The 21,346-nt window shown below is 73.9% G+C and carries 15 protein-coding genes; 13 read left to right on the top strand and 2 right to left on the bottom strand.

Translation table 11 applies throughout. The features are described from left to right. The first annotated feature begins 503 nt into the window (after positions 1–503). The 6 genes from AC060L_RS28875 to ftsY all read left to right on the top strand — a co-directional run bounded on the left by AC060L_RS28875 (position 504) and on the right by ftsY (position 8,728). Positions 504–1,859 (top strand): hypothetical protein, encoded by a 1,356-nt coding sequence (locus tag AC060L_RS28875; protein ID WP_483801888.1) that lies wholly within the window; start codon positions 504–506, stop codon positions 1,857–1,859. 158 nt (positions 1,860–2,017) lie between these two features. Continuing rightward, the gene (locus AC060L_RS28870) at positions 2,018–2,509 is read left to right on the top strand and encodes a winged helix-turn-helix transcriptional regulator (RefSeq protein ID WP_483801887.1); all 492 of its coding nucleotides are present in this window, start codon (positions 2,018–2,020) and stop codon (positions 2,507–2,509) included. 52 nt (positions 2,510–2,561) lie between these two features. Continuing rightward, a complete protein-coding gene (locus AC060L_RS28865; protein ID WP_483801886.1) occupies positions 2,562–2,855 on the top strand; it encodes an acylphosphatase in 294 nt (97 codons plus the stop codon). A 384-nt stretch (positions 2,856–3,239) separates the two neighbouring features. Continuing rightward, positions 3,240–3,437, top strand: a complete 198-nt coding sequence (locus AC060L_RS28860) for a hypothetical protein (protein ID WP_483801885.1) — start codon at positions 3,240–3,242, stop codon at positions 3,435–3,437. A gap of 370 nt (positions 3,438–3,807) precedes the next feature. Further along, positions 3,808–7,446 carry a chromosome segregation protein SMC gene (smc, locus tag AC060L_RS28855; RefSeq protein ID WP_483801884.1) on the top strand — a complete coding sequence of 1,213 codons (3,639 nt, stop codon included), beginning with the start codon at positions 3,808–3,810 and terminating at the stop codon, positions 7,444–7,446. A gap of 49 nt (positions 7,447–7,495) precedes the next feature. Continuing rightward, positions 7,496–8,728, top strand: coding sequence for a signal recognition particle-docking protein FtsY (gene ftsY / locus AC060L_RS28850; protein WP_483801883.1), 1,233 nt, complete (start codon positions 7,496–7,498; stop codon positions 8,726–8,728). Positions 8,729–8,808: 80 nt separating this feature from the next. Here ftsY and AC060L_RS28845 read toward each other — a convergent pair whose 3' ends face one another. Next, positions 8,809–9,519 carry a bifunctional DNA primase/polymerase gene (locus tag AC060L_RS28845; RefSeq protein ID WP_483801882.1) on the bottom strand — a complete coding sequence of 237 codons (711 nt, stop codon included), beginning with the start codon at positions 9,517–9,519 and terminating at the stop codon, positions 8,809–8,811. A 390-nt stretch (positions 9,520–9,909) separates the two neighbouring features. On the opposite strand from AC060L_RS28845, the gene nsdA reads away from it, so the two are divergent. The 7 genes from nsdA (at position 9,910) to ftsH (ending at position 20,404) form a co-directional block, all read left to right on the top strand. Next, positions 9,910–11,367 (top strand): transcriptional repressor NsdA, encoded by a 1,458-nt coding sequence (nsdA, locus tag AC060L_RS28840; protein WP_483801881.1) that lies wholly within the window; start codon positions 9,910–9,912, stop codon positions 11,365–11,367. Between the two features lie 217 nt (positions 11,368–11,584). Beyond that, the gene (locus tag AC060L_RS28835; RefSeq protein ID WP_483801880.1) at positions 11,585–12,958 is read left to right on the top strand and encodes an ammonium transporter; all 1,374 of its coding nucleotides are present in this window, start codon (positions 11,585–11,587) and stop codon (positions 12,956–12,958) included. Continuing rightward, entirely contained in the window at positions 12,958–13,296 is a 339-nt protein-coding gene (locus tag AC060L_RS28830) for a P-II family nitrogen regulator (protein WP_483801879.1), read from the top strand. Before AC060L_RS28835 ends, AC060L_RS28830 begins: the two co-directional genes overlap by 1 nt. 230 nt (positions 13,297–13,526) lie before the next feature. Next, on the top strand, positions 13,527–16,064 hold the full coding sequence (locus tag AC060L_RS28825; protein WP_483801878.1) for a [protein-PII] uridylyltransferase: 2,538 nt from the start codon (positions 13,527–13,529) through the stop codon (positions 16,062–16,064). A gap of 88 nt (positions 16,065–16,152) precedes the next feature. Next, positions 16,153–17,721, top strand: coding sequence for a signal recognition particle protein (ffh, locus tag AC060L_RS28820; RefSeq protein ID WP_483801877.1), 1,569 nt, complete (start codon positions 16,153–16,155; stop codon positions 17,719–17,721). 111 nt (positions 17,722–17,832) lie between these two features. Then, entirely contained in the window at positions 17,833–18,363 is a 531-nt protein-coding gene (locus tag AC060L_RS28815; protein WP_483801876.1) for a GNAT family N-acetyltransferase, read from the top strand. 112 nt (positions 18,364–18,475) lie between these two features. Further along, positions 18,476–20,404, top strand: coding sequence for an ATP-dependent zinc metalloprotease FtsH (gene ftsH, locus AC060L_RS28810; RefSeq protein ID WP_483801875.1), 1,929 nt, complete (start codon positions 18,476–18,478; stop codon positions 20,402–20,404). Between the two features lie 27 nt (positions 20,405–20,431). Here ftsH and AC060L_RS28805 read toward each other — a convergent pair whose 3' ends face one another. Further along, positions 20,432–21,265 carry a class I SAM-dependent methyltransferase gene (locus tag AC060L_RS28805; RefSeq protein ID WP_483801874.1) on the bottom strand — a complete coding sequence of 278 codons (834 nt, stop codon included), beginning with the start codon at positions 21,263–21,265 and terminating at the stop codon, positions 20,432–20,434. Positions 21,266–21,346: the final 81 nt, after the last annotated feature.

Below are 21,346 nucleotides of genomic sequence, written 5' to 3'. Positions count from 1 at the left end.
CGGCCCGGCCACCCTCGGCCGGTCCACGGCCAGTGCCGGGTTCATGGGCGCCGGTGGGCCCGGCCGCCTGCCCGTCGGGGCCGCGGCGTGGTCCCGGAACCTCCGCGCGGGGCCGCGTCCGCCCCCGTGGCCGGGCCTGCGCCGATTCCGCCGGCGCGGCCGCCCGTTGCCCTGTCATGTCCCTACCTCGTCAGGTCGGCCGGCAGCACCGGCAGTCGCGTCGGCGTTCGCCAACGTTTTCGATAGTTGCGCAATCTAGCAAGCGTTCGGTGTGTCCTCATAGGTCATCACGCGCCGGCGGCGCCCGAGGTAGCGGTCGCTGCCGGGAAACGTAACGCTTGCGTAAGAGAATTAGTTTTGATCCACCCTTGGTCAAGTCATGGCATTGGCGGCCAATCCGCCTCACCCTTCAACGAGTTGGGGATCGAACAGGTCGCGGGCCAAGCATCGGTCGACTGGGACGGCCCGACGGTCGCGGTGACCGGCCCGGTAGCGTCTGGGGTATGAGAACCGTTCTTCGCCGCTCGCGGGCGGCCGGGCCGGTGGCGCTCCTCGGGGCGCTGCTCGGTCTTCTGCTCCTGCTCGTCCCCGGTACCGCCTCGGCAGCCGGTGGGCTCGACGCTGCGGCCAGCACCCTGAAGCAGGGCAAGGTCTACGTCGACCCGGCCATGACCGGCCAGTTCAGCCAGGCCCAGGCCGACGCGCTGACGGCGAAGATCAAGGACACCGACAAGCCGATCTACGTCGCGGTGCTGCCCGCGTCGAGCCCGGTCCCGCTGGACTCGGCCATCCGCGACCTGCGCACCAAGGTCGGCATCGTCGGCGTCTACGCGCTCTGGCAGGGCCCCCGGTTCGCCGTCCGGGCCGACCCCGCCGCGATGAGCTCGAGCGCGGTGACCAACTACGGGCGGGCCGCGTTCGACTCGCACCCCGGTGACATCAACGGCACGCTGACCGACTTCGTGACGAACGCCGCGCCCAAGGTGAAGGGCCACGCGGCTGGCTCCTCCGACTTCAACGCGGCCTGGCTGCTCGTCCCGGTCGCGCTGCTGGTGCTGCTCGGCGCCGGCTCCCTGCTGCTGGTCCGCAAGGCCCGCAAGCGCAAGGCCGAGCAGCAGGCGGCCGAGCTGCGCCAGCTGCGCACCGTGGTGGACGAGGACATCACCGCGTTCGGTGAGGAGCTGGACCGGCTCGACTTCAGCCCGGGCGCGCCCGGCGCCGACGACGCGCAGCGCGCCGACTACACGCACGCGCTGGACGCGTACGAGACCGCGAAGCGGACCATGGACGCCGCCAAGCGGCCCCAGGACGTGAAGGCGGTCACCGAGGCGCTGGAGGACGGCCGCTTCGCGCTGGCCACGCTCGCCGCCCGGCGCGAGGGCCGGCCGCTGCCGGACCGCCGGCCGCCGTGCTTCTTCGACCCGCGGCACGGCCCTTCGGTGCAGGACGCCGAGTGGGCGCCGGCCGGCGGCGCCGCCCGCTCGGTGCCGGTCTGCGCGGCCGACGCGCAGCGCGTCGCGGTGGGCCTGGACCCGGCGATCCGCACGGTGCAGACCGAGCAGGGCCCGCAGCCGTACTGGAACGCCGGCCCGGCCTACGGCCCGTGGGCGGGCGGCTACTTCGGCGGCTACGGCTCCGGCCTGCTGCCGGGCCTGCTGGTCGGCACGATGCTCGGCTCGGCCTTCTCCGGCGGCGACGCCTGGGCCGCCGGTCCCGGTTACGGCTACGAGGGCGGCGGCTTCGACGGCGGCGAGCGCTACGAGGGCGGGGACTTCTCCGGCGGCGACTTCAGCGGCTTCGGCGGTGGTGACTTCGGCGGCGACGGTGGCGGCGGGGACTTCGGCGGCGGCGACTGGTAGGCCGGCGACCGGTGGACCACCCCGGTGGTCCACCACCGGCCCGGGCCGGGTCCTGCTCCACGCGGAGCGGGGCCCGGCCCGCGTCGTTCGGCCCGGGTTGTTCGGCTCGTGGCCGTACGCACGGTCCGGATCCGGAGCGGCTGTGGCACCCTGGCCGGATGACCTCCGACGCCGCCGCCAGGCTCCCCGGCCGCCCGTGCTCGATCGCCGCGGCACTCCAGCTGCTCGGTGAGAAGTGGGCACTGCTGGCCGTCCGCGAGCTGTTCTACGGCAATCACAGGTTCGACCGGATCGTGCGCAACACCGGCGCCCCGCGCGACCGGCTGACCGCCCGGCTGCGCGCCCTGGAGGAGGCCGGCGTGGTCGAGCGGCGGCCCTACCAGGAGCGCCCGCCGCGCTACGAGTACCACCTGACCGAGGCCGGCCGCGATCTCGCCGGGGTCATCCAGGCGCTGCTCGCCTGGGGGGACAAGTGGGCGCTGGACGAGCCGCCGGTCAGCCTGCGCCACGAGAGCGCCGGCCACCCCGACCACCCGGTGGACGGTGCCTGGACCTGCCGCAGTTGCGGCGCCGAGGTCGCCGGCACCGCGGTGACCATGGAGATCCACACGCCCGGCTGGGCGGTCGAGGGCCCGGTCGATCCAGACTGAGGGAGCCGCACCGATCGGGCCGCACCGATCGACCCCCGATAGTCTCGGAGCCATGCACAAACCCCTGCACGACGAGGACACCCGGGTCACCGCCTGGGTGCGCGGCACCGTCCAGCAGGTGGGCTTCCGCTGGTGGACCAGGGCCCGCGCGTTGGAGATCGGCCTGACCGGCTACTGCAGCAACCTCGGCGACGGCCGGGTCCAGGTGGTCGCCGAGGGCCGGCCCGCCGACTGCGAGTGCCTGCTGGAACTGCTCCGCGGTCCGGGCACCCCGGGCCGGGTGACCGGCGTGACCGAGATCTGGAGCGCCACCGGCACCGGGTACGACAGCTTCGCCATCCGCTGATCGGGTGGGGCCGGGGTCAACGCCTGGTGCCCGACGGTTGCCAATCCGGCGCACTCGTGGTTGACTCCGCATCGAGCAGTGATCCACCGTCAATCGGTGGGCACCGCCGCTGCCCATGGCGTGAAGCCCCCCCGCCATGCAGGTGACAGCGGCGTCGTCGCACGCGGTGATCGTGTTGACCCATAGGGTCTTTGGTGAGACGCTGGAAGCCCGCGCACACGACGGCGATTTCCGGGCAGGGTCATGCCCTGTGGCCGCACATCCACAGTGTCTGACCTGTAGTGCCCAGCCAGCACTGCCGGTCTTCGCGCAGCGCGTGCGTCATCCCTTCCCCTCGACCTGTACCGTACCGGTTCGGTCACTCAGCGTGGAGGACCATACATCATGGCAAAGGCGCTTCTCGGGTACGTCGGCGGTCCCGACCCGCGAATGCAGTCCGAGATGCGGCGGCTTCAGCAGCGCGTCCAGGACCTGGAGGCCGAACTCGTTCGGATGCAGGCTGAGAACGACGCGCTCGTCGCTGTCGCCGACGAGCACTCACTGCTCGAAAGCTTGGGACAGCGGGAGCCCGCACTCACCTGAATCCGATCGATGTCGCCGGTCCTCTGACCGGCCTTGCCGCGCACGGATGTCTCCCCGCCACCATCGGGACGCATCCTTTCGGGACGCGATCTCCGGGGACGCCCTCACCGGCGTCCCTTCGTCGTCTCCCGCCGTCGTGATCCCCGTGATCCCCCGTGCCGTCCTACCCGGCCCTGCCCCGTTCCTGTCGCGCCGTACGTCACCTTCTACGCGCCCTGTTCCCCCTTTGCCCAGAGGCTGCCCGGCACCGGGCCGCTCGAAACCGGCCCACCCGCAAGTCGGAGCCGCCGTCGCTTGCGCGGCTCGGGCGGAACGTCCGGATACAGTCGAGTGACGGGGGAGTGGCGGCAGGGAAGAGGGAGAACGGCGCGTGCACCTGAAGAGCCTGACCCTGCGCGGTTTCAAGTCCTTCGCCTCCGCCACCACGCTGCGCTTCGAGCCGGGCATCACCTGTGTGGTCGGCCCGAACGGCTCCGGCAAGTCCAATGTGGTGGACGCGCTCTCCTGGGTGATGGGGGAGCAGGGCGCCAAGTCGCTGCGCGGCGGCAAGATGGAGGACGTCATCTTCGCCGGGGCCGGCGGGCGGGCCCCGCTCGGCCGGGCCGAGGTCAGCCTCACGATCGACAACAGCGACGGCGCCCTGCCGATCGACTACGCCGAAGTGACCATCACCCGCACCATGTTCCGCAACGGCGGCAGCGAGTACGCGCTGAACGGCGACACCTGCCGGCTGCTGGACATCCAGGAGTTGCTCTCCGACTCCGGCATCGGCCGTGAGATGCACGTGATCGTCGGTCAGGGCCAGCTGGACTCCGTGCTGCACGCCGACCCGATGGGCCGCCGGGCCTTCATCGAGGAGGCCGCCGGCGTGCTCAAACACCGCAAGCGCAAGGAGAAGGCGCTGCGGAAACTCGACGCGATGGCCGCGAACCTCAACCGGGTGCAGGATCTGGTCGCCGAACTGCGCCGCCAGCTCGGTCCGCTCGGCCGGCAGGCCAAGATCGCCCGCCGGGCCGCCGGCATCCAGGCCGAGCTGCGTGACGCGCGGCTGCGGCTGCTCGCCGACGACCTGCTGGCGCTGCGTCAGGCCGTGCAGGCCGAGGTCGCCGACGAGCTGGCACTGCGGCTGCGCCGGGCCACCGTCGAGCAGGAGCTGGGTCGGGCGCTGCAGCGCGAGGCGGTGCTGGAGGCGCAGGTCGAGCAGCTCGGCCCGCGACTGGAGAGCGCCCGGCAGGCCTGGTACCGGCTCACCGCGCTCGCCGAGCGCACCCGCGGCACGATCGGGCTGGCCGAGGCCCGGCTCCGGCACGCCACCAGCGCGGAGCCGGGCGAGGAGCGGCGCGGCCGTGAGCCCGAGGAGCTGGAACGCGAGGCCGAGCGGGTGCGCGAGGAGGAGGCCGCCCTCGCCGAGGCGCTGGAGCAGACGCAGTACGCGCTGGCCGAGGCGGTGGAGACCCGGGCCGAACTGGAGCGCGCGCTGGCCGTGGAGGAGAAGCGGCTCACCGCGGCGGCCCGGGCGATCGCCGACCGGCGTGAGGGCCTGGCCCGGTTGCAGGGGCAGGCTGCCGCCGCGGCCACCCGGGCGGCCGGCGCCGAGGCCGAGATCGGCCGGCTCGCCGCCGCCCGCGAGGAGGCCGAACTGCGCGCCGGCGCCGCCCGGGAGGAGTACGAGCAGCTCCATGAGCAGCTGGCCGGGCTGGAGTCCGGTGACGAGTTGCTGGAGTCCGAACACGAGCAGGCGCGCGAGGCACTGGCCGGCGCGGAGCGTGAGTTGAGCGCCGTGCGCGAGGCCGCCGGCGCCGCCGAGCGCGAGCGCGCGGCGCTGACGGCGCGTCACGAGGCGCTCTCGCTCGGCCTGCGCCGTAAGGACGGCACCGGCGCGCTGCTGGCCGCCGCCGACCGGCTGACCGGTCTGCTCGGCCCGGCCGCCGAACTGCTCAAGCCGGCCCCCGGCCACGAGGCGGCGCTCGCGGCGGCGCTCGGCGCGGCGGCCGACGCGGTCGCGGTGGACGGCCTGGCCGGCGCCGCCGCCGCGCTGCGCCTGCTGCGCACCGAGGAGGCCGGCCGAGCCGCACTGCTGATCACCGGCCCCCCGTCCGCCGCCGTCCCCGGCTCGCCCGCCTCCGGCGACTCCGGCCCGTCCGCCGCCGCCGGCCTGCCCGACGGTGCCCGCTGGGCCGCCGAACTGCTCGAAGCCCCGGCCGAGTTGCGGCCCGCCGTGGCCGCGCTGCTGCACCGCACCGCCGTGGTCGCCGACCTCGACGCCGCTCAGCGACTGCTCGCCGCCCACCCCGGGCTGACCGCCGTCACCGCCGACGGTGACCTGCTCGCGGCCGGCTTCGCCCAGGGCGGCTCGGCCGGCCCGCCCAGCCAGCTGGAGACCCAGGCCGCCGTCGACACCGCGGCCGACGCGATCGGGCAACTGGCGCTGCGCTGCGCCGAGCTCACCGAGCGGCTCGCCACCGCCAAGGAGCAGCGCGCCGAGCTCGCCGCCCGGCTGGAGGAGCTGGCCGCCACCCGCCGCCGCAGCGAGAAGCAGCGCGCCGAGCAGGCCGGCGCCCTCGGCCGGCTCGGCGGCCAGGCGCGGGCCGCCGCCGGCGAGGCCGAGCGCGCGGCAGCCGCCGCCGCCCGCGCCGAGGAGGGCCTGGCCGCAGCCCGAGCGGCCGACGGGGAGCTGGCCGAGCGGCTGGCCGCCGCCGAGCAGCTCGCCGGTTCGGGCGAGGACGAACCCGACCCGGCCGAGCGGGACCAGGTGGCCGAGGCGGGCGTCCGGGCCCGGCAGGAGGAGCTGGAGGCCCGGCTGGCGGTGCGGACGCACGAGGAGCGGGTCCGCTCGCTGACCGGCCGGGCCGACTCGCTGGAGCGCGCCGCCCGGACCGAGCGCGAGGCCCGGGCCCGCGCCGCCGAGCGCCGTCGGCGCGCCGCGCACGAGGCCGCGGTGGCCGGCGCGGTCGCCGAGGGCGCGCGCCACCTGCTGCTCTGCCTGGAGACCTCGCTGACCCGCGCCGACGCCGAGCGGGCCGAGGTGGAGCAGGCCAGGGCGGGCCGGGAGCGCGAGCTGCGCGCCGGGCGCGAGCGCGGCCGCGAGCTCAAGGACGAGCTGGACAAGCTGGTCGACGCCGGCCACCGCGACGAGGTGCTGCGGGCCGAGAAGCGGCTGCGGATCGAGCAGCTGGAGGCCAGGGCGCTGGAGGAGTTCGGCATCGAGGGCGAGGAGCTGCTGGCCGGCTACGGCCCCGACCAGCCGGTGCCGCCGCCGGCTCCCGAGGACGGCGGCGAGCCCGGCGAGCCGCGTCCGTACGTCCGCGCCGAGGTGGAGAAGCGGCTGCGCGCCGCCGAGCGGGCCCACCAGCAGCTCGGCAAGGTCAACCCGCTGGCGCTGGAGGAGTTCGCCGCGCTGGAGGAGCGCCACCAGTTCCTCGGCGAGCAGCTGGAGGACCTCAAGCGCAGCCGCCGCGACCTGCTGGAGATCGTCCGGGACGTGGACCAGCGGGTCGAGCAGCTCTTCACCGCCGCCTACCACGACACGGCGGCGCAGTTCGAGGGCGTCTTCGCCCGGCTCTTCCCCGGCGGCGAGGGCCGGCTGGTGCTGACCGACCCGGACTCGATGCTGACCACCGGCGTCGATGTGGAGGCCCGCCCGCCCGGCAAGAAGGTCAAGCGGCTCTCGCTGCTCTCCGGCGGCGAGCGCTCGCTGACCGCCGTCGCGCTGCTGGTCTCGATCTTCAAGGCCCGCCCGAGCCCGTTCTACGTGATGGACGAGGTGGAGGCGGCGCTCGACGAGACGAACCTGCGCCGGCTGATCGCGATCATGGAGGAGCTCCGGGACAGCTCCCAGCTGATCGTGATCACCCACCAGAAGCTGACCATGGAGTCCGCCGACGCGCTGTACGGCGTGACGATGAAGGGCGACGGGATCTCCCAGGTGATCAGCCAGCGCCTGCGCGAAGAGCACCGCGAGCCCCGCACCCCGGCCCGCCCGCCGCAGCCACGCGAGGCAACGGTCTGAGCACGGTTGCCGCCACTCGGGCTCCGCGTCACGGATACTGGGACGCGATATGGAATACGTGATCCTTGCCGTAGTCATCGCCGTGGTCGCCATCGGAGCGGTCGCCGGCCTCGTCGTCAGCGGCAGACGACGTAAGGAACTGCCGCCCAAGCCCCCCACCGCGCCGCTGCCCGCGAAGCCGAAGGCCGCCGAGCCGAAGCCGGCCCCGGCCGAGCCGCAGGTCGGCGACGAGGCCGCGCCACCGCGCGAGGCACCGGTCCAGACCGTCGAGGAGGTCGAGCTCCCGGCCGTCGCGGCTGAGGAGGCCGAGGAGCCCGCGACGGCCGCCGCCGAGGCGCCCGCCGTCGAGGTGCCCGAGCCGACCGCCGGCCGGCTGGTCCGGCTGCGCTCGCGGCTCTCCCGCTCGCAGAACGCGCTCGGCCAGGGTCTGCTGACGCTGCTCTCCCGGGACCGCCTCGACGAGGACACCTGGGAGGAGATCGAGGAGACGCTGCTCACCGCGGACGTCGGCGTGGCACCCACCCAGGAGCTGGTCGACCGGCTGCGCACCCGGGTCAAGGTGCTCGGCACCCGCACCCCGGCCGAGCTGCGCACGCTGCTGCACGAGGAGCTGGTCGCGCTGATCGGCACCGAGGCGGACCGCTCGCTGAAGACCGCCAAGCACGAGGACGGCCGCCCGGCGGTGGTCCTGGTGGTCGGCGTCAACGGCGTCGGCAAGACCACCACCTCCGGCAAGCTCGGCCGGGTGCTGGTGGCCGACGGCCGCAAGGTCGTGCTCGGCGCCGCCGACACCTTCCGCGCCGCCGCCGCCGATCAGCTGCAGACCTGGGGCGAGCGGGTCGGTGCCCGCACCGTGCGCGGCCCCGAGGGCGGCGACCCGGCCTCGGTCGCGTTCGACGCGGTCAAGGAGGGCATCGCCGAGGGCGCGGACACCGTGCTGGTGGACACCGCGGGCCGGCTGCACACCAAGACCGGTCTGATGGACGAGCTCGGCAAGGTCAAGCGGGTCGTCGAGAAGCACGGCCCGGTGGACGAGGTGCTGCTGGTGCTGGACGCCACGACCGGCCAGAACGGCCTGGTGCAGGCGCGGGTCTTCGCCGAGGTGGTGGACATCACCGGCATCGTGCTGACCAAGCTGGACGGCACGGCGAAGGGCGGCATCGTCATCCAGGTGCAGCGTCAGCTGGGCGTGCCGGTCAAGCTGATCGGCCTGGGCGAGGGCGCCGACGACCTGGCGCCGTTCGAGCCGGCCGCGTTCGTGGACGCGCTGATCGGCGACTGAACCGCTGTTCGGCCCGCCGGGGCGTCCTCTCCTTCGGGGGAGGGCGCCCCTTTCTCATGCCGGCTCGGCCGCCGCAGCGCTCAGGACGCCAGCCAGGCCGGCTCGGCCGCCACCGCCCGCTCCCGGCCGCGGTGGCACGCGTAGGCCAGCGTGCCGAGCAGCAGCCGGGCCTGCGGCGGGCGGGCCGCGCTCTCCCGGCAGGGGCGGCGCAGCCAGCGCATCGGGCCCAGGCCCGGCAGCGCGGTGGGCGGCGCGGCCAGGTAGGCACCCTCGCCGTGGCAGTCCAGGTCGAGTGCGGCGTCGTCCCAGCCCATCCGGTAGAGCAGGTCGGGCAGCTTCTCGGCGGTGCCGAGCGCGACGAAGAAGAGCAGCCGGCCGGCCGGCGAGCCGAGCACCGGGCCGACCTGGGTGCCCATCCGCTCCAGCCGGACCAGCGCGCGCAGCCCGGCCGGCTCCGGGACGTCGAGCACGTCGAAGCTGCGGCCGGTGGGCAGCAGCACGCTCGCCTCGGCGAGCCACCGGGCACGGACCTCGTGCGGGGTGGTGCCGGGCGGCAGTTCGCGGGCCGCGGCGCCGGCGAGCGGATGCAGCCCGGGCGCCGCGCAGTGCCGGCGGCCGCAGGCACACGGGCCGCCGGCGCCGGCCGAGCGCCCGCGGGCCGACGGGACCGGCGGGCCGCCGAGGGCGACCGTCCAGCCCCAGCGCCCGGCGTACTCGGCCGCTGCCTGGCACGCGGTGGCGCGGCTGCGGCGCCGCGCGCCGAACCTCAGATCGCCGAACAGGTTCTCCATGCCTCCCCCAACAGAATTCGATTGCCGGCGGTTACGGGACTGTGACGCACCGTCAGATTCTCGCGTCCGGCGTGCGTCTGGTGGTGGCGGCGCGCGGCGGGTGGCGCGCGCCATCGGGTGCTTCGGGCGACTTTTGCGGACGGCAGGGCGTTGACGGGCCGCGGGCCTTGTCCTGAACGCGGTCCGGCCTTCCAGTGAAGCGCGGGCGGCGGCCGGGCGATTCACTCGTGGGGGTGGCGAATGGTGGCGATTCCCGGCGAACCATCGCCCGGACGGCGCAAGGCACGTTACGTTCGGCACACGGGTCACAGCAGCGGGTGCGTGGACCGGACTTGCCGGACTTGGCAGGACCTCGGTGCGACGGGGTCGGGCGGGATGGGGTGGACCCTGATGGCGGAGAAACAGCCCAACGAGAAACTCACTGCGTGGTTCGAGCGCAGCGGCTGGTCGAAGGGTGAGTTCGCCAGACAGGTCAACCGCAAGGCCCGCACGCTGGGTGCCCACCATGTCAGCACCGACACCTCCCGGGTGCGCCGCTGGCTGGACGGCGAGCAGCCGCGCGAGCCGATCCCGAAGATCATGGCCGACCTGTTCACCGAGCGGTTCGGCTCGGTGGTCGCGGTCGAGGACCTAGGCCTGCGGGCCGCGATCCCGGTCTCCACGGTGGCCGGCGGCGGGGTCGACCTGCCGTGGAGCGGTCAGCAGACCGTCCAGTTGATCAGCGAGTACTCGCGCAGCGACCTGATGCTCAACCGCCGTGGCTTCCTCGGCACTTCGCTCGCGCTGACGGCCGGCGCCGCGCTGATCGAGCCGATGCAGCGCTGGCTGGCCCCCGGCCCGAACGGGGTGCCGACCCCCGTGCTGACCGCCGTCAACCGCGGCGAGCCGTACACCGGCCGGCTGTCCGAGCCGGAGCTCCAGCTGCTGGAGCAGACCACCGTGATGTTCCGCCAGTGGGACGCGCAGAACGGCGGCGGCCTGCGCCGCAAGGCCGTGGTCGGCCAACTGCACGAGGTCACCGACCTGCTCCAGGAGACGTACCCGCCGCCGGTCACCCAGCGGCTCTTCCGGCTGACCGCCGAACTCGCCCACCTGGCCGGCTGGATGTCCTACGACGTCGGCATGCACCCGAGCGCGCAGAAGTACTACGTGCTCGCGCTGCACGCGGCCAAGGAGGCCGGCGACCGCCCGTTCGGTGCGCAGATTCTCACCGACATGAGCCGCCAGATGATCCACCTCAACCGCGGTGACGACGCGCTGGAGCTGATCCACCTCGCGCAGTACGGCAGCCGCGACACCGCGACGCCGCGCCAGCAGGCGCTGCTCTACGCGATGGAGGCGCGCGCCTACTCCAACATCGGCGAGGTCAACCGCTGCGCCCGCGCCGTCCGGCTGGCCGAGGACACCTTCACCGACTGCGGTCCGATCGAGAGCGACCCGGACTGGCTGCGGTTCTTCTCCAAGGCCGAGCTGTACGCGGAGAACGCGCACTCCTTCCGCGACCTGGCCTACAACACGCTGCGCAGCCCGCGGTACGCCTCGATGGCCGCGCCGCACATGGCCACCGCGGTGGACCTGTTCCGCGACGACATGGAGCACCACACCCGCTCCTACGCCTTCAACCTGGTCGGGATGGCGAGCGTGCACCTGCTGCAGGGCGAGCCGGAGCAGGCCGCGCTGATCGCGACCGAGGCGGTGGACATCGCGGGCAAGGTGCGCTCCGAGCGGCTGAACCGCCGGGTCCGCAAGACCTCGGAGGCGGCCTTCCGCGAGTACCGCAGCGTCGGGGCGGTGGACCAGCTGGCCCAGCTCGTGGTGGAGCAGCTGCCGGAGTACGAGACGGTCTGAGTTCCGGTTGCGGGGCGGTACGGTACCTCACCACCTGTCATGACACGGCCGAAGTTCACGTAGCCGTAACCAGGACGTCGGCTGTGTCACGGCGGTGAAACACCGAGCCGCACTGGCCGAAACCCGTCTTCGGCACTCTCCTCTCATCGCCGACACCCCGGGTGGCACGGGACAGGATCCCGAGGGTGGAGCGGCTTTCACCATCGAGGAGACGCCGATGCCGGACGGCTTCAGCGCGGGCGATACCGCCTTCGTGCTCATCAGTGCGGCCCTGGTCATGTTGATGACCCCGGGCCTGGCCTTCTTCTACGGGGGGATGGTCAGGGTCAAGAGCACGCTCAACATGCTGGTCATGAGCTTCATCTCGCTCGCGATCGTCAGCGTGCTCTGGGTGCTCTACGGCTACACCCTCAGCTTCGGCACCGACGCCTTCCACGGCCTGATCGGCAATCTCGACCACCTCGGGATGCGCGGCATCGGCATGAACGACCTGACCGGCTCGATCCCGGTCACCGCCTTCGCGGCGTTCCAGCTGATGTTCGCGGTGATCACTCCCGCGCTGATCAGCGGGGCGATCGCGGACCGGGCCAAGTTCGGCGCCTGGTCGCTCTTCATCGCGCTCTGGGTGACCATCGTGTACTTCCCGGTCGCGCACTGGGTGTTCTTCTTCGACAACGGCCACGGCGGCTGGCTCGGCGACCGGATGGGCGTGATCGACTTCGCCGGCGGCACCGCGGTGCACATCAACGCCGGTGTCGCGGGCCTGGCGCTCTGCCTGGTGCTCGGCAAGCGGGTCGGCTTCAAGAAGGACCCGATGCGCCCGCACAGCCTGCCGCTGGTGATGCTCGGCTCCGGCCTGCTCTGGTTCGGCTGGTTCGGCTTCAACGCCGGCTCCGCACTGGCCGCCAACGGCGTGGCGGGCATGGCCTTCATGAACACCCAGGTGGCCACCGCGGCCGCGATGCTCGGCTGGCTGGCCTTCGAGAAGATCAAGCACGGCGCGTTCACCTCGCTCGGCGCGGCCTCCGGCGCGGTCGCCGGCCTGGTCGCGATCACCCCGGCCTGCGGCTCGGTCTCGATGCTCGGCGCGGTCGCGATCGGCCTGATCGCCGGTGGCATCTGCGCCGCCGCGATCAGCATGAAGTACAAGCTCGGCTTCGACGACTCGCTCGACGTGGTCGGTGTGCACGCGGTCGGCGGTGCGGTCGGCTCGCTGCTGATCGGCTTCTTCGCGACCGGCCACGTCGGCCAGACGGCGCACGGCCTCTTCTACGGCGGCGGCTGGGGTCAGCTCGGCAAGCAGGCGCTGGGTGTCGTGGTGGTCGCGGTCTACTCCTTCGTGATCTCCTGGCTGCTCGGCCAGGCGATCCAGAAGACCATCGGCTTCCGGGTCACCGAGGACGTCGAGGTGGCCGGCATCGACCAGGCCGAGCATGCCGAGTCCGCGTACGACTACAGCGCGGTCGGCGGCGGTCTGGCCCGGGCGCTCGCCGGGGCCACGGCGAGCTCCTCGGCAACCGCTCCGGCCGCCGAGAAGACCAAGCGGACCGACCAGGCCGCGCAGCACACGAAGACAGAGGTCGACGCCTGATGAAGCTGATCACCGCCATCGTCAAGCCGCACCGGGTGGAAGAGATCAAGGACGCCCTGCAGGCCTTCGGCGTGCACGGACTGACTGTCAGCGAGGCCAGTGGTTACGGGCGCCAGCGCGGCCACACCGAGGTCTACCGGGGCGCCGAGTACACCGTGGACCTGGTGCCGAAGGCACGGATAGAGGTCCTGGTCGAGGACAGCGACGCCGAGGAAGTGATCGAGGTGCTGGTGAAGACCGCCCGGACCGGCCGGATCGGCGACGGCAAGGTCTGGAGCGTCCCGGTGGAGACCGTGGTCCGGGTCCGCACGGGCGAACGCGGCCCCGACGCACTCTGAGCACCGAGCCCCACGCAAACCCAGCCCCACCCCAACCCCGCCCGGCGGGCCCGCGACGCCCTGGTCGCGGGCCCGCTGACGGCGTTTCGCCGCCGATCGCCGATCGCCGATCGCCGATCGCCGATCGCTGATCCGCGGCACCCCGCGGTCCCCTCGCCACCCCCCTGCCCCACCCCCCTGCCCCACCCCCCGCCCCACCGGCCGCCCGCAGTACGGACGGAGAGCCCGCAGTGAGCCATCCCGAAGCCCCTGACGCCCCCGAACCCCGCGACCGGCCCGAGGACTACCCCACCGCCCGGGCCAGACTGCTGGCCGACCCAGCGCTGACCGGCCGGGCCCGGCGCACCGCACTCTCCGAACTGACCGACCGCTGGCTCGGCTCGCTGCTGACCGCGGCCGGCGCCGGTCGCGGCGTCGCGCTGGTCGCCGTCGGCGGCTACGGCCGCGGTGAGCTCTCCCCGCGCAGTGACCTGGACCTGCTGCTGCTGCACGACGGCGCCGCGATCGGCGAACTCGCCGACCGGATCTGGTACCCGGTCTGGGACAGCGGCGTCTCGCTCGACCACTCGGTCCGCAAGCCGGCCGAGGCCCGCGCGGTCGCCGCCGCCGACCTCAAGGCCCAACTGGGCCTGCTGGACGCCCGGCACGTCGCCGGTGACGCCGAGCTGACCGCCGCGCTGCGCTCGCGGATACTGGCCGACTGGCGGGCCGGCGCGGCCAAACGCCTGCCCGAACTGCGCGAACTGGGCCGTGAACGGGCCGAGCGGCATGGCGAGTTGGCCTTCCTGCTGGAGCCGGACCTCAAGGAGGCGCGCGGCGGCCTGCGGGACGTGGTCGCGCTGGACGCGATCGCCGCCTCCTGGCTCGCCGACGCCCCGCGGGACGGCCTGGCCGCCGCCCAGCAGCACCTCGCCGACGTCCGCGACGCGCTGCACCTGACCACCGGCCGGGCCACCGAGCGGCTCTCGCTGCACGACCAGGACCAGGTGGCGGCCGCGCTCGGCGTGCTCGACGCGGACACCATGCTGCGCCGGATCTACCAGGCCGCGCGGACCATCGCCTATGCGAGCGACGTGACCTGGCGCTCCGTCAGCCGCGTGCTCGCGGGCCGCCAGTCGCGCGGCCTGCGCCCGTTCGCCCACCCGTTCGCCCACCCGTTCGCCCACCCGTTCGCCCGCCCGTTCGGCGGCCCCGGGCGCGGCGCCGTCGCGCGCCGGCCGCTGGCCGACGGCGTGGTCGAGCAGGACGGCGAGGCGGTGCTCGCCCAGGGCGTGCGTCCGGCCGTCGATCCGGTGCTGCCGCTGCGCGCGGCCGCCGCCGCCGCGCAGGCCGGGCTGGCCGTCTCGGACGCCACGGTGCGCCGGCTGGCCGTCGAGACGAAGCCGCTGCCGGTGCCGTGGCCGGACGAGGCGCGCGAGCAGCTCGTCACACTGCTGGGCGCGGGGGCGTCCTGCGTGCCGGTCTGGGAGGCGCTGGAGGCGCAGGGCCTGGTGAGCAGGCTGCTGCCGGACTGGGACCGGGTGCGCTGCCGCCCGCAGCGCAACGCCGTGCACGTCTGGACGGTGGACCGGCACCTGGTGGAGACCGCCGTGCGGGCCGCCGCGATGACCCGCCGGGTGGCCCGCCCCGACCTGTTGCTGGTCGCCGCGCTGCTGCACGACCTCGGCAAGGGCTGGCCGGGCGACCACTCGGAGGCCGGCGAGGTGATCGTCCGCGACGTCGCCGCCCGGATGGGCTTCGACCAGGACGACACCGAGAGCCTGGCGCTGCTGGTGCGCCACCACCTGACGCTGATCGAGACCGCGACCCGGCGCGACCCGGACGACCCGGCCACCGTCGAGCTGATCGCCAGGACGGTCGGCACCGCCCAGCACCTGGAGCTGCTGCACGCGCTCACCGAGGCCGACGCGCTGGCCACCGGACCGGCGGCCTGGAGCGCCTGGCGGGCCTCGCTGGTGGCGGGGCTGGTCGACCGGGTCGCGGTGGCGCTGGCCGGTTCGCCGGTTCCGCCGCCGGCCGCCTGGGCGGCGGCCGCCGCGTCCGCGGACGAGGAGCGCCTGGCCGTCGAGGCGGCCAGGACCGGCGAGCTCGCGCTGGCCCTGCATGCCGAGGCCGGCCCGGGGCGGGCCGCCGCCGGTGCCGCCGGTGCCGCTGGTGTCGCCGATCCGGGCCGGGCCGGGCCCGACCCCGCGGCGGCCGGCGAGCCGATGGGCGTGCGGCTGGCGCTCGCGATCCCGGACCGTCCCGGCTTGCTCGGCACCGTCGCCGGGGTGCTCGCGCTCAACCGCCTCACCGTCCGCTCGCTCACGCTGCGCGAGCTCGATCCGATCGGCGCGGGCCCGGTGCTGCTGCTCTCCTGGCGGGTGGCGGCCGAGTTCGGCGAGCCGCCCGAGCCGGCCCGGCTGCGGGCGGACCTGCGCCGCGCGCTGGACGGCACGCTGGACACCGGCCGCAAGCTCGCCGAACGGGACGCCGCGGCCCCGCGCCGGCGCGGGCCCGTCCCGCCGCCGCCGGTGGTCACCGTGGCACCCGGCGGCGCCTCCGCCTCGGCGACCGTGCTGGAGGTCCGCGCGCACGACGCGCCGGGTCTGCTGCACCGGATCGGCCGGGCCCTCGACGCGGCCGGCGCCCGGGTCCGCACCGCCCATGTCAGCACGCTCGGCGCGGAGGCCGTCGACGCCTTCTACCTGACCGACGAGACCGGCCGGCCACTGGCGCCGGAGGCCGCCCGGGAGCTGGCCGCAGCGGTGCAGAAGGCTCTCGACTGACCGGGTGGGGGCCGTCCGCGGAGCGGGCGGATACCCTGGTTGGCGACGCCTGTACTCATACCGATGCCGCAAGGGACCCGCGACCGACGTGTTCGACACTCTTTCCGACCGCCTCGCAGCGACGTTCAAGAACCTCCGGGGCAAGGGCCGCCTCAGTGAGGCGGACATCGACGCCACCACCCGGGAGATCCGGATCGCCCTGCTGGAGGCGGATGTCGCGCTGCCGGTGGTGCGTGCCTTCGTCAAGCAGATCAAGGACCGTGCGCTCGGTTCCGAGGTCTCCGGCGCGCTGAACCCGGCCCAGCAGATCGTCAAGATCGTCAACGAGGAGCTCATCAACATCCTCGGTGGCGAGACCCGCAGGCTGCGGTTCGCCAAGACCGGCCCGACCGTGATCATGCTGGCCGGTCTCCAGGGTGCCGGTAAGACCACGCTCGCCGGCAAGCTCGGCCACTGGCTCAAGCAGCAGAAGCACACCCCGCTGCTGGTCGCCTGTGACCTCCAGCGCCCGAACGCCGTCACCCAGCTGAACGTGGTCGCCGACCGGGCCGGTGTGGCCTTCTTCGGCCCCGAGCCGGGCAACGGCGTCGGCGACCCGGTCAAGGTGGCCCGCGACGCGATCGAGTACGCGAAGCAGAAGCAGTACGACGTCGTCATCGTCGACACCGCCGGCCGGCTCGGCATCGACTCCGAGCTGATGCAGCAGGCCGCCGACATCCGGGCCGCCGTCAACCCCGACGAGGTCCTGTTCGTCGTCGACGCGATGATCGGTCAGGACGCGGTGACCACCGCGCAGGCCTTCCTCGAGGGCGTCGACTTCACCGGCGTGGTGCTCTCCAAGCTCGACGGCGACGCCCGCGGTGGTGCGGCCCTGTCGGTCGCGCACGTCACCGGCCGGCAGATCATGTTCGCCTCCAACGGCGAGAAGGTCGACGACTTCGACGCGTTCCACCCGGACCGGATGGCCTCGCGCATCCTCGGCATGGGTGACGTCCTCTCGCTGATCGAGAAGGCCGAGCAGACCTTCTCGCAGGCCGAGGCCGAGAAGATGGCCGCCAAGCTGCAGGGCGGCGGCAAGGACTTCACGCTCGACGACTTCCTGTCGCAGCTGGAGCAGGTCCAGAAGATGGGCTCGATCTCCAAGCTGCTCGGCATGCTGCCCGGCATGGGCCAGATCCGCGAGCAGATCAACAACATCGACGACAAGGACGTCAACCGGGTCGGCGCGATCATCAAGTCGATGACCCCGGCCGAGCGGACCGACCCCAAGATCATCAACGGCTCGCGCCGGCTGCGGATCGCCAAGGGCTCGGGCACCGGCGTCGGCGAGGTCAACAACCTGGTCGAGCGCTTCTTCGAGGCCCGCAAGATGATGACCGCGATGGCCTCCGGCAAGGGCATCCCGGGCATGCCGGGGATCCCCGGCATGGGTGGCGGCGGCAAGAAGTCGGCCAAGAAGGCCCCGGCCGCCAAGGGCAAGCGCAAGAGCGGCAACCCGCTGAAGCGCGCCCAGGAGGAGCAGGCCGCGGCGGCCCGCCGGGCGCTCGGTCCGGGCGCGGGCGAGCCGGGATCGGCCGACGGCGGCGCCTTCGGGCTCGGCGCGGGCAAGGGCCCGGCCGACTTCGAGCTGCCCAAGGAGTTCAAGGACCTGCTGTAGCGGACCTGCTGTGAGCGCTGCGCTCACAGCGGCCCGCAACTGCCGACGGCCCGTCACCCCGCCAGGGGTGGCGGGCCGTTCGACTTTGGGTGGATGCCCGATGATGTTGCGATGACGCGAGTGACGATCCGTGCCCCCAGGCCCTCCGACGCCGAGCTCTACGCCGCCGCGGTGCGCCGCTCCGCCGAGCACATCGGGCGGTGGAACCCGGTGGAGCCGAACGGGCTGCCGGATCTGTTGCAGCGTCAGGGGCCGGGGCTGCGTACCTATCTGATCATCGACCAGGCCACCGGTGGCCTGGTCGGCAAGTGCAACATCGCCAACATCGTGATGGGCCGCTTCTGCAACGCCGCGCTCGGCTACGACAGCTACCTGCCGTACAACGGCACCGGCCGGATGACCGAGGGCATGCGGCAGGTGGTGGACCGCTGCTTCGCCGACCAGACGACCGGCGGGCTCGGCCTGCACCGGCTGGAGATCAACGTGCAGCCCGAGAACGAGCGCTCGATCGCGCTGGCCAAGCGGCTCGGCTTCCGGCACGAGGGCTTCACTCCCCGGATGCTCTTCCTGGACGGCGCCTGGCGCGACCACGAGCGGTTCGCGCTGACGGCGGAGGAGTGGAGCCCGCCCGCCCACCGGTAGCTCGGGCCGGTGGTGCGGGCCGGTGGCGCGGGTCGATGGCGCGGGCCGGTGGCCCCGGCGGTGGCGGCGTTGCTGATGGATTGTCCGCTTTTCAGCCCGTATGGTCGCAAAGGTGACCGAACCCGTGCCGCCGCGTCAGAGTCCCGACCAGCCCTGGCGGTCCGAGGGCGCACCGCCGCCGCCTCCGCCGGCCCCGCCGCGCCGCAAGATGCCCGGCGGCTGGTTCGGGCTGATCCTCACGGCGCTCGCGGTCTTCCTGATCAGCGACCTGCTGCTGAGCTTCTTCGGCAACGGCGCCGGCACCACGGTCTCCTACACCGAGTTCAACAGCCAGCTGACCAAGGGCAACATCGCCAAGATCTACTCCAAGGGCGACGCGATCGAGGGCACCCTGAAGGCGGCCGCACCGAAGCCGGACGGCGGCAAGGGCGACTACACCGAATTCACCACCCAGCGGCCGTCCTTCGCCAACGACAACCTCTACAGCACGCTGCTCACACAGGGCGTCGAGGTCACCGCGGAGCCGGTGGTGCAGCAGCGCAGCTTCCTGGCCAACCTGCTGATCTCGCTCGCCCCGATGCTGCTGCTGATCCTGGTCTGGGTGCTGCTGGCCCGGCGGATGGCCGGCGGCCTCGGCGGCGGACCGCTGGGCCGCAAGGCGCCGCCGAAACCGGTCACCGCCGAGTCCCACCAGCGGACCACGTTCGCCGACGTGGCCGGCATCGACGAGGTCAAGGACGAGCTCACCGAGGTCGTCGACTTCCTGAAGAACCCGGCCGCCTACCGCCGGCTCGGTGCCAAGATGCCCGGCGGCGTGCTGCTGGCCGGCCCGCCCGGCACCGGCAAGACGCTGCTGGCCCGCGCGGTGGCCGGCGAGGCCGGGGTGCCGTTCTTCTCCGCCTCCGCCTCCGAGTTCATCGAGATGATCGTCGGGGTCGGCGCCAGCCGGGTGCGCGAGCTCTTCGCCGAGGCTCGCAAGGTGGCCCCGGCGATCATCTTCATCGACGAGATCGACACGATCGGCCGCCAGCGCGGCGGCGGCGCCTCGATGGGCGGGCACGACGAGCGCGAGCAGACGCTCAACCAGATCCTCACCGAGATGGACGGTTTCTCCGGCTCGGAGGGCGTCGTGGTGCTGGCCGCGACCAACCGGGCCGACGTGCTGGACCCGGCGCTGCTGCGCCCGGGGCGGTTCGACCGGGTGGTCCAGGTCAGCCCGCCGGACCGGGACGGGCGCACCGCGATCCTCACCATCCACGCCCGCGACGTGCCGCTCGCCCAGGGCACCAATCTGGCCGACGTCGCCAAGACCACGCCGGGGATGACCGGCGCCGAACTGGCCAACCTGGTCAACGAGGCGGCGCTGCTGGCCGTCAAGCGCCGCCAGGACGCGGTCAGTCAGCAGGACCTCTCGGACGCGCTGGAGAAAGTCCAGCTCGGCGCCGTGCGCCCGCTGGTGATGCCGGCCGAGGAGCGCCGGCGCACCGCGTACCACGAGGGCGGGCACGCGCTGCTCGGCATGCTCCAGCCGGGCGCCGACCCGGTCCGCAAGGTCACCATCGTGCCGCGCGGCCGGGCACTGGGCGTCACCATGTCCACCCCCGAGGCCGACCGCTACTCGTACACCGAGGAGTACCTGCGCGGCCGGATCATCGGCGCGCTCGGCGGGATGGCCGCCGAGCACGTGGTCTACGGCGTGGTCACCACCGGTGCGGAGAGCGACCTGGAGCAGGTCACCTCGATCGCGCGCGGGATGGCCGGCCGGTGGGGGATGAGCGAGCGGGTCGGCCGGCTCACCGCGATCCCAGGCGACACCCAGGGCGCCTACGGCCTCTCCGCGGCCCCGGCCACGCTGGACCTGGTGGACCACGAGGCCCGCCGGATCGTCGCCGAGTGCTACCAGGAGGCGGTGCACCTGCTGGAGCTGCACCGCGGCCAGCTGGACTCGCTGGCCGCGGCCCTGCTGGAGGCCGAGACGCTCGACGAGGAGGCCGCCTACGCCGCGGCCGGGGTGCCGCGCGGGCCGCAGAGCGCGGCCTGACACCACCGGCCGGCCCGGTGCGCGAGCTCAGCCGGTCTTGCGGGCCACCGCGTACCGGAAGCCGTTCGCCATCCGCACCGTGCCGTCCGGGCGGGTGAACGGGTGCAGCGCTTCGGCCACCTCCTTGGCCACCGGCAGCTCGCCCGAGTACGCGATCGCGGCGTCGTAGTAGCCGGTCGCGAGCAGGCCGCGCACCGCGCTGTCCAGATCGGCGTAGGCGAACGGGCAGTCCACCACCGCGCCGTCCAGCGGCCGCAGCCCGGCCCCGGCCAGCACCGCCTCCAGCGCGTCCGGGCCGCTGAGCGCGAACGGGTCGGGCACCGGCTGCGGGCCGCCGCGGCGCAGCGCCGGCTCCAGCACGGGCGCGCTCTGGCACTCCTCCGCCGGGCCCCAGCCGGCCAGCACCACCAGCGCACCGGGCAGCGCCAGCCGGGCCGCCTCGCGGACCGGACCGCGCGGGTCGGCGCCCAGCTGTGGCGGGTCGAAGACGGTGACCACCGAATGGGCCGTCCGGGGGGCCGGCCGCCCGGAGGCGACCCGCAGTCCGCGCGCCCGGGCCAGCTCGCGCAGCTCCGGGTGCGGCTCCACACCCGCCACCTGGGCGCCGCGCGCCGCGGCGAGCAGCAGCGCCAGCCCCGAGCGGCAGCCCAGGCCGAGCAGGCTCGTCGCGGGGCCGACGGCGAGCCGGTCGTGCACCGCCTCGTAGAGCGGGACGAGCATCCGCTCCTGGATCTCGGCCCAGTCGCGCGCCCTGGTGGTGCGCCGGAGCGGTGCCGGCGCCGGGGGCGCGCCGTGCACCGGACCCGTGGCGTGCACCCGGGTGCTGCCGTGCGCCTGGGCCGTGCCTTGCGCTGAAGCCATCCTGTGGCCTCCCGTCGGATCGGTGGATGTGACTGTCTGCCGTCCCCCCACTCTGTTCTCGCCCCACACCAGCGAACAGCG

The organism is Kitasatospora sp. NEAU-69, from assembly GCF_057158765.1.
Note: the sequence above shows the minus strand (reverse complement) of the source record. Positions and strands in the feature narration are given on the sequence as shown.

Excerpts from the sequence above, each read along its gene's own strand:
- AC060L_RS28875 (WP_483801888.1), top strand. The coding sequence starts at position 504 with ATGAGAACCGTTCTTCGCCGCTCGCGGGCGGCCGGGCCGGTGGCGCTC.
- AC060L_RS28870 (WP_483801887.1), top strand. The coding sequence starts at position 2,018 with ATGACCTCCGACGCCGCCGCCAGGCTCCCCGGCCGCCCGTGCTCGATC.
- AC060L_RS28865 (WP_483801886.1), top strand. The coding sequence starts at position 2,562 with ATGCACAAACCCCTGCACGACGAGGACACCCGGGTCACCGCCTGGGTG.
- AC060L_RS28860 (WP_483801885.1), top strand. The coding sequence starts at position 3,240 with ATGGCAAAGGCGCTTCTCGGGTACGTCGGCGGTCCCGACCCGCGAATG.
- ftsY (WP_483801883.1), top strand. The coding sequence starts at position 7,496 with ATGGAATACGTGATCCTTGCCGTAGTCATCGCCGTGGTCGCCATCGGA.
- AC060L_RS28845 (WP_483801882.1), bottom strand. The coding sequence starts at position 9,519 with ATGGAGAACCTGTTCGGCGATCTGAGGTTCGGCGCGCGGCGCCGCAGC.
- nsdA (WP_483801881.1), top strand. The coding sequence starts at position 9,910 with ATGGCGGAGAAACAGCCCAACGAGAAACTCACTGCGTGGTTCGAGCGC.
- AC060L_RS28835 (WP_483801880.1), top strand. The coding sequence starts at position 11,585 with ATGCCGGACGGCTTCAGCGCGGGCGATACCGCCTTCGTGCTCATCAGT.
- AC060L_RS28830 (WP_483801879.1), top strand. The coding sequence starts at position 12,958 with ATGAAGCTGATCACCGCCATCGTCAAGCCGCACCGGGTGGAAGAGATC.
- AC060L_RS28815 (WP_483801876.1), top strand. The coding sequence starts at position 17,833 with ATGACGCGAGTGACGATCCGTGCCCCCAGGCCCTCCGACGCCGAGCTC.
- AC060L_RS28805 (WP_483801874.1), bottom strand. The coding sequence starts at position 21,265 with ATGGCTTCAGCGCAAGGCACGGCCCAGGCGCACGGCAGCACCCGGGTG.